This window comes from Micromonospora aridisoli (assembly GCF_056150025.1).
Map to the genome: position 1 here is coordinate 623,505 of NZ_JAXCFK010000002.1, position 13,504 is coordinate 637,008.

Sequence of the window (13,504 nt, forward strand, 5' to 3'; positions counted from 1 at the left end):
GGCTGCGGGAACTGTTCATCCACCGGGGTACGCGAGGTGCCTCGGACGGTCGGTTCTGGCCGCTGCGCGACGTCTCCTTCTCGGTCGCGCCGGGGGAGACCGTCGGGGTGATCGGCCGTAACGGCACCGGCAAGAGCACCCTGCTGCGGCTGATCGCCGGGGTGCTGATCCCCGACGAGGGTCGGATCCGGGTCTCCGGTGATGTCGCGCCGCTGCTGGAACTCTCCGCCGGCTTCTCGAACGACCTGACCGGACGGGAGAACCTGTACCTGGTGGGTGGCCTGCACGGGCTGTCGACGGCCTACCTGAAGCGGCACTTCGACGAGATCGTCTCGTTCGCCGGTGAGCAGGTGGAACGGGCCATCGACACCTCGGTGCGGCATTACTCGTCCGGCATGAAGGTCCGGCTCGGCTTCGCGATCATCTCTCACCTGCCGCACCCGATCCTGCTGATGGACGAGGTGACGGCGGTCGGGGACGCCGAGTTCCGGGCGAAGTGCTACACGACCATCGATCGTCTGCTCGGGGAGGGGCGCACTCTGGTGCTGGTGTCACACAACGAAAAGGACCTGACCCGGTTCTGCCGTCGAGGACTCTTCCTCGACGCCGGCCGGCTGAGCGTCGACGGCACGATCGCCGAGGCGCTGGCCGCGTACCACGACGCGGTGCCCCGGTGACCCTCGCGATCGTGCTCGCCGCCGGCTCACCGGCCGGGAGCCTGCCGACGGGCACCGGCGAGACGGTGGGCGAGCGGCTGGCCGCCCAGTGGCGGCGGGCCGGCGTGGCGGAGGTACGGGTCGCCGCCGACCTGGACGAACTGGCCGACCTGGCCGGCGCGGCCGAGGGCCCCGTGGTGGTGAGCGGGGTCGACCTGGTGGCGCACACCGCCGTACTGCGGCATCTGGTGACCAGCCCGGTCGGGCCGACCGTGGCGCTGGTGCTGACCGACCCGCCTGGCGGCGGCCGGACGGCGGTACGCGAGGAACGTGGCCAGGTGGTCGACGCGGACCGCGCCGAACGGCTGGGCGCGGAGGCGACCGGCATCTTCGGTGGTGCGGTGCGGGTCGGCCGGGACGACGTACCGGCGCTGGTGGCCGCCGCCCGGGCGGTGGCCGCCGGTCGGCTGCCGGCCGTCGCGGGCGGACCGGCGACCGATCTGGAGGTGCCCGACGCGGGCCGGGTGGACGGCGTCGAGCCGGACCGGTTGACCGCCCGCGCCGAGGTGGCGGTACCGGTCGTGGACCGGGTGTTCGCCGCGCTGTCGGCCCAGGGCACGCTGGTCTTCGCGCACCGGGTACGCCTGCTCGTCGCGCACCGGGTCGACGACGCCGCCGGGCTGGACCGGGCGGAGGCGGCGGTGGCCGTCGTCGACGAGGACCGGGCCGAGCTGCGACTGTCGGTGAAGGAGAAGGACGACTTCTTCACCACCTACTTCGTCAGCACCTGGTCGCCGTACGTCACCAAGGCCTGCGCCCGGTCGGGGCTGAGCCCGACGGCGGTGACCATGCTGTCGGTGGCCTTCGCGGTCGCCGCGGCGGCGATGTTCGCCGCCGGTGGCCGACCGCTGCTGGTCGCCGGCGCGGTGCTGCTCTACCTCGGCTTCGTGCTGGACTGCGTGGACGGTCAACTGGCCCGCTACACCCGCAACTTCAGCGCCTGGGGCGGTTGGCTGGACACCATGGCCGACCGGGCCAAGGAATACCTGGTCTACGCCGGCCTCGGCTTCGGCGCGACCCAGGCCGGGTTCCGGTACGGCTGGGCCCTGGCGATCGCCGCGATGACGTTGCAGACCGTGCGCCACATGACCGACGCCTGGTACGGCGTCCTGCACGACGAGGCGGCCCGACGGCCGAAGCACACCGGGACCGGTGGCGGCATCGGGGACCGGCTGAACGCGGCGTCGGCCCGGGTGCAGGCGGACACCGGCTCGGTGTCGTACTGGCTCAAGCGCACCGTGGTCTTCCCGATCGGGGAACGGTGGGCGTTGATCTCGCTGGCGGTGGCGCTCTTCGACCAGCGGATCGCGCTGCTGGCCGTGCTGACCTGGGGTGTGCTGGCGTTCGCGTACACCGGTGCGCTGCGTACGCTGCGGGCGCGCTGGATGTGGGTACCGGTGCTGGACACCCTCGACGCGACCCTGCACCGCGACGACGGCCCGCTGGCCGTCCGGCTGCCGGTGCTGCGTCGTCCGGGGCCGCTGGTGCTCGCGGTGGTCGCGGCGCTCGGCGCGGCGGTGCTGGTGCTGGTGGCCGCGATGGCCGGTACGGGCAGCGGGAGCGCCACCCCGTCGTGGCTGCGCTGGATCGCGGTACCGGTGGCGGTGCTGGTGCTGCTGGTCGGGGCGGCGGGGGCTCGGGCGGCGCACAACGGGCCGCTGGACTGGCTGGTGCCGGCCGCGCTGCGGGCGGCCGAGTTCCTGCTCGCCATCGCGGTCGGGCTGATCGGCGGGGCACCACTCTGGCTGATCTTCGGGTACCTCTTCGTACTCACCCTGCATCACTACGATCTGGTCGCCAGGCTGGAGAAACGGCAACCGGCGCCGCCGCTGCACGCGGCCACCCTCGGCTGGGAGGGCCGCTCGGCGGTACTGGCATTGGCGGCGATCGCCGGAATCGTGAGTATTGGTCTGGCTACACTCGGTTTCTACCTTCTGGTGCTCTTCGTGGGAAGCGTGGTGCTGGCCTGGTTCGTCCAGCCGAGCCGGGCCACGCGGGTACCGGCGGGCGCGGGAGGTCGCGCGACGATCTGACGGGGGCCGGGACGATGACGCTGATCAGCTTCGTCGTACCGGCCTTCCGGGTCCAGGGCTACCTGCGGGAATGCCTTGACTCGATCCTCGCCCAACCGGTCGCCGACATCGAGGTCATCGGGGTCGACGATTGCTCGCCCGACGGCAGCGGCGACATCCTCGACGAGTACGCCGAGCGCGACGACCGGGTGACGGCCGTGCGGCTGGACCGCAACGTCGGGCTCGGCCCGGCCCGCAACGTCGGACTGGACCGGGCCGTCGGCGAGTACGTCTGGTTCGTCGACGGTGACGACTGGCTCACGGCGGACTGCCTGGTCGAGGTGGCCGCCCGGCTGCGGGAGACCCGGCCGGACGTGCTGCTCGTCGACCACGTACGCGCGCACTGGGACGACACGGTGACCCGCAGCGCGATGGCCGAGGTCTTTCCCGTTCCGCCCGGGCCGGTCACGTTCCGGCTGGCCGAGCGGCCGGAGACGGTGAAACTGCTGCACACCGCGTGGAACCGGCTGGTCCGTCGGCAGTTCCTCGCCGACGTGGGGCTGCGCTTCGCGCCCGGCTGGTACGAGGACGTCTCCTTCAGCTATCCGGTGCTGCTGGCCGCCGACCGGATCGGGGTGCTGGACGCGGTCTGCGTGCACTACCGGCAGCGGCGGGCGGGGGCGATCACGAGGACCCGGGGCGAGCGCCACTTCGAGGTGTTCGAGCAGTGGCACCGGGTGTTCCGAGAGCTGGACCGCCTCGGGGCCGAGGACCTGCGACCGGTCATCTTCGAACGGATGATGTGGCACTACCTGGTGGTGCTCGGCAACGGCGACCGGATCGGGCCCGAGCTGCGGCCGACCTTCTTCGCCCGGGTCGCCATCGAGCACGCCCGGTTCCGGCCGCCCGCCGGGCACCGGGTGCCCGGCGGGGTGGAGGGGCTCAAACACCGGCTGGTGGCCGGCGGTAGCTGGCGTACGTTCAGCGCGTTGCGGACCGCGAGCCGGGCGGGGGAGACCGTCCGCCGGGTCGCCGCCGGGACCCGCCGACGGGTGCTGCCCCGGGCTCGGCGCGGCGTGCGGCTGGCGCGTGACGTCGCGCTGCGCCAGTACCAGCGGGCTGAGCGGCGCCGGCCGGTGGAGGAGAACCTGGCCGTCTACGCCGCGTACTGGTACCGCGGCTACAGCTGCAATCCCGCCGCCATCTACGAGGCGGCCCGGCGGTTGGCGCCGCAGATCCGGGGCGTGTGGATCGTCCGGCGGGACCGGGTGCACACCCTGCCCGAGGGGGTGGAGTACGTCGTCGCGGGTACGGCCGCGTACCACCGGGTGCTGGCCCGGGCCCGGTGGCTGATCAACAACGTCAACTTCCCGGACTCGGTGCGCAAGCGGCCGGGCACGGTGCACGTGCAGACCCACCACGGCACCCCGGTCAAGGTGATGGGGCTGGACCAGCAGCGCTATCCCCTGGGCGCGGCCGGCATGGACTTCGCCGGGCTGCTGCGCCGGGTGGACCGGTGGGACTTCAGCGTCACCTCGAACAGCTTCTCCACCCAGATGTGGGAACGCGCCTATCCGGCCGGGTACACCACCTTGGAGGTGGGATATCCGCGCAACGACCGGCTGGTCACCTCCACCCCCGAGGACGTGCTGCGGCTGCGTGCGGAGTTCGACGCCGGCCTCGGCGAGCAGGTGGTGCTGTACGCGCCGACGCACCGGGAGCATCTGCCCCGGTACCGGCCGCCGTTCGATCCGGAGCGTCTGCTGGCCGCGCTCGGCCCGGCCGGGCTGCTGCTGATGCGCAGCCACTACTTCCACGACCGGGAGCGGCGGCTGCCGCCGTCGGACGCCCGCTGTCGGCTCCTGGACGTGAGCGCCCACCCCCGGGTCGAGGATCTGTACCTCGCCGCCGACGTGCTGGTCACCGACTACTCGTCGGCCATGTTCGACTACGCCGTCCTGGACCGGCCGATCGTCATCTACGCGCCGGACTGGGACACCTATCGACTGACCCGGGGTGTCTACCTGGACATCGTCGCCGAGCCGCCCGGCCCGGTGGCTCGGAACTTCACCGAACTGCTCGACGTGTTCCGCTCCGACGCGTGGCGCGCACCCGCCGCCGAGCGGGCCCGGGCGCGTTTCCGGGATCGGTTCTGCGCTCTGGAGGACGGGCACGCCGCCGAGCGGGTGGTGCGCCGGGTGTTCCTCGGCGAAACCTCCGGATGATCTGGAAGTTCCGCGCAATCGCCGCTACTCGATGGAACGTAATAGGTCTGTCACGATTTAAACATGGCACGTTTACCCGATGTGCCGCCCGCATGATCCTGGTCACAGTCATTCGGGGTTCCGACAAGCTGGGGGAGGGGACGGTGACCACCGTCGCGCTCAAGGACGTCACGAAGGTCTTCCGCGACGGCACGGTCGCGGTCGACAGCATCAATCTTGACGTGAACGACGGCGAGTTCATGGTGTTGCTGGGGCCGTCCGGCTGTGGCAAATCGACGGTCCTGCGGATGGTCGCGGGTCTGGAGGATCCAACCTCCGGCGCGGTCATGCTCAACGGGGAACTGGCAAACGACCTGCCGCCCCGAGAGCGGAGGATCGCGATGGTCTTCCAGGATTTCGCTCTTTATCCGCACATGAGCGTCAACGACAACATCGCTTTTCCGCTCAAGCTGGCCGGCGTCGAGCCGACCCCGCGCGGCGAGCGGGTCACCGACGTGGCCAGCGCGCTCGGCATCGGTGACGTGCTGGCCCGGCGTCCCAGTCAGCTCTCCGGCGGTCAGCGACAGCGCGTCGCGATGGGCCGGGCGATCGTCCGCCGCCCGGGTCTGTTCCTGATGGACGAGCCGCTGTCCAACCTGGACAGCGGGCTGCGCGCGGAGCTGCGGGCGGAGATTTCCGGCCTGACCCGGGAGCTGGGTGTCACCACCATCTACGTGACACACGACCAGGCCGAGGCGCTGACCATGGCCGACCGCGTCGCCATCATGCGCAAGGGCGTTCTCCAGGACGTGGGCACGCCCACCCAGGTGTACGGCCGGCCGGCGACCCTCTACGTGGCCGCGTTCCTGGGCAGTCCCCGGATGAACCTGCTGGAGGCGTCGGTCTACGTCCACCTCGACCGGTACGTCACCCTCACGCTCGGGGAGCAGGCGCTCTACCTCCCCTGGGACGACATCCGCAGTCGGGCCGTGGCGCACTACCACGGCGAGCGGATCGTGGTCGGCATGCGGGCGGAGGCGCTCACCCCGGTCGCGCCGGACACCCCCGGCGACGTGCTCCAGGGTCGGATCCGCTACCTGGAGCACCACGGCCACGAGTCGCTCGCCTTCCTCGACATCGGCGCGACCGCCATCATGGTGGACGACATCGGCGCCCCGGCGGACTCGGAAACCCCGCTCGGTCAACGCGGCCTGCGCCGGTTCGGCCAGGTGATGCAGCGGATCACGGGCCGGGCCAGCGAGCCGACGACACCACCGGCCAACGGCACCCGGACCAGCGTGCTGCACGACCCGGGCCGCCACCACCGCCGCCCGGCCGAACTCGCGGTCCGGCTCGCGCCGTACCCCGCCGTCACCGCCGGCCATCCGCTCGCGGTCCAGGTACGCATGGACGCCCTGCACTTCTTCGACGACAGAGGCGACCGCATCGACGTCGGCTGGCGCTGAGGTGCAGGGAAGGGCCCCTTATTAACGCCTCCGGTAGAGGAAGGGCCCCTTATTAACAAGACCCAGCGGGCGGGTCGTTGATCGCCCGGCGGTAGGGGGACCAGGCGACGAAGCGCGTGAAGAGGTCGCGGGGCGCGGGGGCGTCGTCGGGGTTGAGGCGGTAGAGGTCGCGGGTGGCCTCGTAGAACAGGCCGGCAAGGTAGATCGACAGGCCGATCTCGTTGCGGCCGTACTCGACCTTGAGCTGCAGCCGGGCCAGAGAGCAGGGCCACGGCTGGCCGCAGGCCCGGCAGCACCACATCGGACGCACCGGCGTGTGCGGCGTTTCATGCAGGGGGTACGCCCGGGGCCGCGCGGGTGCCGGTCCGTCGCCGGGCTGAGGGAGCTGATGGCTGATCACCGGCCGGCCCGATGGCACGCCGGTCACGTCGGGCCGCCCCGGGACCTGGGACTGTGCATGTCAACCTCCTCGCAGGCGGCGGTGCCGGGCCGTCGGCCGGGAAGCCGGGGCGGGCGTGGACTGGCCCCGGGGTCCGTCTCGACGGGGGAAGCCGGACGGACCCCGGGTACGGAACCCCACGATCTGCCGCAACCCGGGGTATCCGTTACGTGACAGTCTGGTGAGGACAGCACTAGCGTTGGAAGGCGATCCCGCCCTACCAGCCCGGCCGTACGACGCGGCCGGCACCGACGTGCAGAGGTGTGCAGATGGATCGGATGCCCATGCTGGAGCTGTTCGCCGGTGAGTTGCGCCGACTGCGGACGAAGGCCGGCCTCTCTCAGGAGGCGCTCGGTGAGCAGATCAACTACTCGGCGTCGCTGGTGGCCTCGGTCGAGCAGTGTCGCCGTGCGCCCCGGGAGGAGTTCACCCAGCGCTGCGACGAGGCGCTGGGCGGCGAAGGGCTGCTGGGCCGGATCCGGGAGGCGATCCTCAAGGAGAGCCTGATGCCGTGGTTCCGGGAGTGGGTGACGATCGAGCAGGAGGCGACCGCGCTGTGCAGCTTCGAGCCGCTGGTGGTGCCCGGCCTGCTCCAGACCGAGGAGTATGCCCGCGCGCTCTACGAGGGGGCGAGTCACCTCGTCGGCGACCAGGTCGAGCAGCCGCTGGCCGCCCGGCTCGACCGGCAGAAGGTGCTCGACCGGCCGAACCCGCCGCTGCTGGTGGCGGTGCTCGACTACACGGTGCTGGAGCGCCCGGTCGGTGGCCCGAAGGTGATGCGGGAGCAGTTGCGGCACCTGGTGACGGTGGGCAACCGAACCCGGGTGCACCTGCACGTGGTGCCCAGGGGTGTCGGTGCCTATCCCGGGCTCAACGGCGCCTTCGTGATCGCCACACCGCCGGAGGGCGACGACATCGCCTACCTGGACAACCAGTTGAAGGGCTCCATCGTGGAGCGCACTGTGGACGTAAACTCGCTGCGGCAGCACTGGGAGTCTGTCCGGGCCGAGGCGCTGCCCCACGGGGCCACCCTCAAGATGATCTCGGAGGCGGCGGAATCATGGACCTGACCGGCGCGATCTGGCGCAAGAGCAGCCGCAGCAGCGGCAACCAGGGCAACTGCGTGGAGGTTGCCGACAACCTGCCGCGGGTGGTGGGCGTGCGCGACAGCAAGGACCGGCAGGGCCCGGTGCTCACCTTCACCCCCGACACCTGGCGCGCCTTCGTCGAATTCACCAGACGGCACTGACCCCGGTCCGCGAGAGGGCACTGACCCGGGTTCGCGAGGCGACGCTGATCCGGGTTCGCGAGGCGACGCTGATCCGGGTTCGCGAGGCGACGCTGATCCGGGTTCGCGAGGCGACGCTGATCCGGGTTCGCGAGGCGGCACTGACCCGATCTGTGGCAGTCCAGCTGCCCCGGTGTCGGCGTGTCGGCTACCGGCACTGCCACGGAGCGGTCCTTGCCGGTCAAGTTACTGGCGGGTAGCGTCTGGGTATGACCATCGACTCGCGCCAGGTGGCGGCCGGCATGCTTGAGGCGGTGCCCTTCGCCCGTACGCTCGGTTTCGAATTTGTCGAGGTGGCCCCGGAGGCGCAGGGCTCGGTCCGGGCGGTGGTCCGACTGCCCGACTCGCCGGCCACCCACAACCACGTCGGCGGCCCGCACGCCGGGGCCATGTTCACCCTCGGCGAGACGGCCTCCGGTGCGGTGGTGCTCGCCGCGTTCGGTCACCTGCTCGACCGGGCGACGCCGCTGGCGGTGCGGGCGGAGATCGCGTACCGCAAGCTCGCCATGGGACCGGTGCGGGCCACGGCGCGGCTCGGCCGCCCGCCGGCCGAGGTGGTCGCGGAGCTGGAGGCCGGCGAGCGACCCGAATTCCCGGTACGCGTGGAGATCGCCACCGAGGAGGGCAAGCCCACCGGCGAGATGACCGTCACCTGGACCCTGCGCCCCCACTGACCCGCGCGCCTGTCCCGACCCCCGGCAGCCCGTCTGGGACACGGCGCCGCGATATGCGGCATCTCGGGCCCTCGCGCCTCGATGCCGCCCCGACTTGCGGCATCCTGGGCCATCCCGTGCCGGTGTTGGTGCGACTTGCGGCATCCTGGGCCTTCCCCGTCGGTGTTGCCCCGGTGGGGATCTCGGGGCGTGCCGCGCCGGTGTCGGCCCTACCTGCGGCATATCGAGCCCAGCCCAGCCCAGCCGCCCAGCCCAGCCAGCCAGCCCAGCCCGGCCGCCCAGCCCAGCCAGCCAGCCCAGCCCGGCCGCCCAGCCCCGCCAGCCCGGCCGCCCAGCCCCGCCCAGCCCGGCCAGCCCGGCCGCCCAGCCCAGCCCGGCCGCCCAGCCCGGCCAGCCCGGCCGGCCCGGGCCCGGCAGGTGGTGGCCTGGGGAGCGACGTCGACCCGTTTGACGGCGTGCGCTCGCTGGCCGGCTCGCGTTCTGCCTTCCGCCGCCGCTGAGGGTCGTCGATGTTGCCGGGTTGGGGTCGGGCGTGCTGGAATGGCTCATATCGCCGCAGCGCGGGGGCAAACGCGCTGAGAACGGTCAGTACGGGAGTAATGCAGTGCCCGCAGCGCACCGCTCTGGCGGACGCCTGCGCGCCACTTCGCCGGGCCAGTTCCATCCCGACGGGCACATCCGGGCAGGTGTCCCGCCGCACGTACCTGGTACGTGTCCTCGCGACGGTCGACGCGTTCGACGGCTGGCACGCACCGGAGGCGTCCCAGCGGTCCACAGCGCACAGAACCGGCGACGAGGTGAGAAGCGATCATGATTTCCCGGGAGAGTTTCGCGGGGTGGCTCCGGCACCGCTACGTATGGGCGGCGGCGATCCTGCTGACGGTGTCGGCCGGCGCTGTCGTACTGGTCAACGCGGTCGGCTCCGAGTCCGAGCCGCCGGATCTGCACGGGCAGATCGTGAACCGGATGCGTACCACGTTGGAGCAGGCCGACCCGGAGCAGCACAACCACGCCGGGCACGAGGTCCAGCAGGTGGCCAACGGTGAGGAGACCAAGCCCGCGGTGATCTGCGGGGTCCACGTCTACGGCTACGAGCCGGCCGAGGCCGCCGTGCTCGCCGACGTGCAGACGGTCTACGGCTTCCACCTCTGCGGGGTCGCCGAGCAGGGGCGTACCTGGGACTGGGCGGTCAAGCTGGCCGGTCCGGTGATCGTGGACATGTCCACCGAACCGGTGGGCATCCAGGTGGTCGAGGCGACCGAGGACACCATCTTCATCGACCGGCTGCGACAGATGTTCCCGCCCAAGTACGCGGAACTGGCGGAGAAGGAGGCGCTGGGCGCGACCGAGATGGCCGACCTGCGCCGCCGGTACGACGCGGCGGCTGGACTCTGAGGACGCTGGGCGGCTCGACGGGCACGGCCGGCTGACCGCGCCCGGCTCCCGTCGCGCCGCTGCCAGCTGTGCCCGGAGCCCGCCGCTGCCGGCCGCACCCGAACCCGTGGCGTCGCTGCCGGCCGCGCCGGTATCCACGGAAGTGCGTTTGCCGGCACGTGCCTGCGGATAGATTGATACGATGCTCGGCCTGCCTGATCATGTGACCGCTGTTCTGTTCGACCTCGACGGTGTGCTCACGCAGACCGCCCGGCTGCACAACGCCGCCTGGACCGAGACGTTCGACGACTACCTGCGCCGACGGTCGGACACCACGGGTGAGCCCTACCGGCCGTTCGATCCGGGGCCGGACTATCACCGGTACGTCGATGGTCGCCCCCGTCTGGACGGGGTACGCACCTTCCTCGCCTCGCGCAACATCAGCCTGCCGGAGGGGTCGCCGGAGGATCCGCCGGGTGCGCAGACCGTGCACGGCCTCGGCAACCAGAAGAACACCCTGGTGCTGGAACGTATCCGCACCATCGGGGTGGACGTCTACCCCGGATCGGTCGCGTACCTCAAGGCGGTGGTCGCGGCGGGGCTGCGACGGGCGGTCGTCACGGCCAGCGCCAACGGTCGCGAGGTGATCGCCGCCGCCGGCCTGGAGCCGATGCTGGAGGAACGGGTCGACGGGCTGACCGCGCGGGCCGAGGGACTGCGCGGCAAGCCGCACCCGGACACCTTCCTCGCCGGGGCGAAGCTGCTCGGTGTGGCGCCGGAGCAGGCGGTTGTCATCGAGGACGCGCTGGCCGGCGTCGAAGCCGGCCGGGCGGGCGGGTTCGGGTACGTGATCGGGGTGGACCGGGCCGGCCAGGCCGACGAGCTACGCGCACACGGCGCCGACGTGGTGGTCGACGACCTCGCGGACCTGCTCGACGCCGGACGGCCCGAGTGATCCGGGAGCGGGCGTACCCGGTCGAGCCGTGGCACGTCCGGGAGACCCGGCTGGACATGGACGTGCTGGCCCAGTCCGAATCGGTGTTCGCGCTCTCCAACGGGCACGTCGGCCTGCGTGGCAACCTGGACGAGGGCGAGCCGCACGGGCTGCCCGGCACCTACCTCAACTCGTTCTACGAGCTGCGGCCCCTGCCGTACGCGGAAGCCGGGTTCGGCTTTCCCGAGTCCGGTCAGACCATCGTCAACGTCACCAACGGCAAGCTCATCCGGCTGATGGTCGACGACGAGCCGCTCGACGTGCGCTACGGCGAGGTGCTCGCCCACGAGCGGATCCTCGACATGCGTGCGGGCACCCTGCACCGGTCGCTGCACTGGCGCTCGCCGGCCGGCCGCGAGGTCCGGGTGAACACCACCCGACTGGTCTCCTTCCGGCAGCGGTCGGTGGCCGCGATCCGGTACGAGGTCGAGGCGGCCGACGGCAAGCCGCTGCGGCTGATCATCCAGTCGGAGCTGGTGGCCAACGAGACGCTGCCGCCGCAGAGCCGCGATCCGCGCGTCGCCGCGGTGCTGGAGTCGCCGTTGCAGGCGGAGGAGGAACTGACCACCCCCGCCGGAGGGCTGCTGATCCACCAGACCAAGGTCTCCGGGCTGCGGGTCGCTGCCGCGATGGATCACGAGGTGACCTCGCCCGCCCGGACCGTCGTCGGCTCCGAGGGCTACGAGGACTGGGTGCGTACCACCGTGGCCTGCGTGCTGGCGCCCGGGCAGACGCTCCAGGTGGTGAAGTACCTGACCTACGGCTGGTCCAGTCGGCGCTCCCTGCCGGCGCTCCGCGACCAGGTCGGAGCCGCGCTGGCCGCGGCGAAGCTGGACGGCTGGGACGGGCTGGTCCGCGAGCAGCGGGAGTACCTCGACGAGTTCTGGGACGCCGCCGACGTCGTCGTCGACGGTGACCCGGAGGTGCAGCAGGCGGTCCGGTTCGGTCTGTTCCACGTCCTACAGGCGGGTGCGCGGGCGGAACGTCGACCGATCTCGGCCAAGGGGCTCTCCGGCCCCGGGTACGACGGGCACGCCTTCTGGGACACCGAGATGTTCGTCCTGCCGGTGCTGACGTACACCCATCCGGCCGCGGTGCGGGACGCGCTGTACTGGCGCCACTCCACGTTGGAGCAGGCCCGGGAACGGGCGCGCACGCTCAACCTGGCCGGTGCCGCCTTTCCGTGGCGCACCATCGAGGGTCCGGAGTCGTCGGGGTACTGGCCGGCGGGCACCGCCGCGTTCCACATCGCGGCCGGCATCGCCGACGCGTTGCGCCGCTACGTGCTGGTCACCGGGGACCGGCAACTGGAGCGGGAGATCGGGCTGGAGTTGCTGGTGGAGACCGCGCGGCTGTGGCGCTCGCTCGGACACCACGACCGCGAGGGCGCCTACCACATCGACGGGGTCACCGGCCCCGACGAATACACCGCCGTCAAGAACGACAACATCTACACCAACCTGATGGCGCAGCGGAACCTGCGGACCGCCGCCGAGGTGGCGATGCGGTACCGCGACGAAGCGTTCCACCTCCGGGTCACCGACGAGGAGGCCGCCGCGTGGCGGGACGCGGCCGCGGCCATGCACATCCCGTACGACGAGGAACTCGACGTGCATCAGCAGGTGGAGGGATTCACCCGGTTGCAGGAGTGGGACTTCGAGGGCACCCCGCCGGACAAGTACCCGTTGCTGCTGCACTACCCGTACTTCGACCTGTACCGCAAGCAGGTGATCAAGCAGGCCGACCTGGAGTTGGCCATGCACTGGCGGGGCGACGCCTTCACCGACGAGGAGAAGCTGCGCAACTTCCTCTACTACGAGCGGCGCACGGTCCGCGACTCCTCACTGTCGGCCTGCACGCAGGCGGTGCTGGCGGCGGAGGTCGGGTACACCGACCTGGCGCACAGTTACCTGCGCGAGGCCGCGTTGATGGACCTGCACGACCTGAACGAGAACACCCGCGACGGCGTGCACATGGCCTCGCTCGCGGGTGCCTGGATCGCACTGGTCGCCGGGTTCGGTGGCCTGCGGGACCATGACGGGATCCTGTCGTTCGCGCCGCGCCTGTCCAGCCGGCTCAACGGTCTGGCGTTCTCGCTCCAGTGGTGCGGCATGCGGCTGCGGGTCGACGTTCGCGGCCACGAGACGACGTACGCCCTGCACCACGCCGCCCCGGACGCGGTCATCGAACTGCGCCACCACGGCGAGCCGGTACGCGTCACCTGCGACGAGCCGGTGACGGTACCGAATCCGCCGCCGCGCACCGATCTGCCGGTGCCGGAGCAGGCACCCGGCCGTGCGCCCCTGCTCCGGCTGCCCGAGAACCCGGCCTGAGCCG

General features: G+C 71.7%; 10 protein-coding genes and 1 pseudogene. 10 read left to right on the plus strand and 1 reads right to left on the minus strand.

Annotated features, from left to right (window positions below):
• Positions 1 to 71 precede the first annotated feature (71 nt).
• The 4 genes and pseudogenes from SM447_RS06415 to SM447_RS06430 all read left to right on the plus strand — a co-directional run.
• A pseudogene (locus SM447_RS06415) lies at positions 72 to 677 on the plus strand (ABC transporter ATP-binding protein); the annotation flags it as partial.
• Positions 674 to 2,749, plus strand: a complete 2,076-nt coding sequence (locus tag SM447_RS06420; protein WP_474571772.1) for a DUF5941 domain-containing protein — start codon at positions 674 to 676, stop codon at positions 2,747 to 2,749. The pseudogene SM447_RS06415 and the gene SM447_RS06420, both read left to right, overlap by 4 nt.
• A gap of 14 nt (positions 2,750 to 2,763) precedes the next feature.
• The gene (locus SM447_RS06425) at positions 2,764 to 4,953 is read left to right on the plus strand and encodes a bifunctional glycosyltransferase/CDP-glycerol:glycerophosphate glycerophosphotransferase (protein WP_474571773.1); all 2,190 of its coding nucleotides are present in this window, start codon (positions 2,764 to 2,766) and stop codon (positions 4,951 to 4,953) included.
• Positions 4,954 to 5,096: 143 nt separating this feature from the next.
• Positions 5,097 to 6,398 (plus strand): ABC transporter ATP-binding protein, encoded by a 1,302-nt coding sequence (locus SM447_RS06430; RefSeq protein ID WP_474571774.1) that lies wholly within the window; start codon positions 5,097 to 5,099, stop codon positions 6,396 to 6,398.
• Between the two features lie 52 nt (positions 6,399 to 6,450).
• Here SM447_RS06430 and SM447_RS06435 read toward each other — a convergent pair whose 3' ends face one another.
• On the minus strand, positions 6,451 to 6,798 hold the full coding sequence (locus SM447_RS06435) for a hypothetical protein (RefSeq protein WP_474571906.1): 348 nt from the start codon (positions 6,796 to 6,798) through the stop codon (positions 6,451 to 6,453).
• 308 nt (positions 6,799 to 7,106) lie between these two features.
• On the opposite strand from SM447_RS06435, the gene SM447_RS06440 reads away from it, so the two are divergent.
• From SM447_RS06440 to SM447_RS06465, 6 genes are all read left to right on the plus strand, one after another.
• Positions 7,107 to 7,907, plus strand: a complete 801-nt coding sequence (locus SM447_RS06440) for a helix-turn-helix domain-containing protein (protein ID WP_474571775.1) — start codon at positions 7,107 to 7,109, stop codon at positions 7,905 to 7,907.
• Positions 7,898 to 8,086: a DUF397 domain-containing protein gene (locus SM447_RS06445; protein WP_474571776.1), complete on the plus strand. Its 189-nt coding sequence runs from the start codon at positions 7,898 to 7,900 to the stop codon at positions 8,084 to 8,086. The genes SM447_RS06440 and SM447_RS06445 overlap by 10 nt, the downstream gene beginning before the upstream one ends.
• A 248-nt stretch (positions 8,087 to 8,334) precedes the next feature.
• The gene (locus SM447_RS06450) at positions 8,335 to 8,799 is read left to right on the plus strand and encodes a DUF4442 domain-containing protein (protein WP_474571777.1); all 465 of its coding nucleotides are present in this window, start codon (positions 8,335 to 8,337) and stop codon (positions 8,797 to 8,799) included.
• A gap of 810 nt (positions 8,800 to 9,609) precedes the next feature.
• Complete coding sequence (locus SM447_RS06455) at positions 9,610 to 10,194, plus strand: hypothetical protein (RefSeq protein WP_474571778.1); 585 nt, start codon at positions 9,610 to 9,612, stop codon at positions 10,192 to 10,194.
• Positions 10,195 to 10,375: 181 nt separating this feature from the next.
• Positions 10,376 to 11,128, plus strand: a complete 753-nt coding sequence (locus SM447_RS06460; RefSeq protein WP_474571779.1) for an HAD family hydrolase — start codon at positions 10,376 to 10,378, stop codon at positions 11,126 to 11,128.
• Positions 11,125 to 13,500, plus strand: a complete 2,376-nt coding sequence (locus tag SM447_RS06465; protein ID WP_474571780.1) for a glycoside hydrolase family 65 protein — start codon at positions 11,125 to 11,127, stop codon at positions 13,498 to 13,500. Before SM447_RS06460 ends, SM447_RS06465 begins: the two co-directional genes overlap by 4 nt.
• Positions 13,501 to 13,504: the final 4 nt, after the last annotated feature.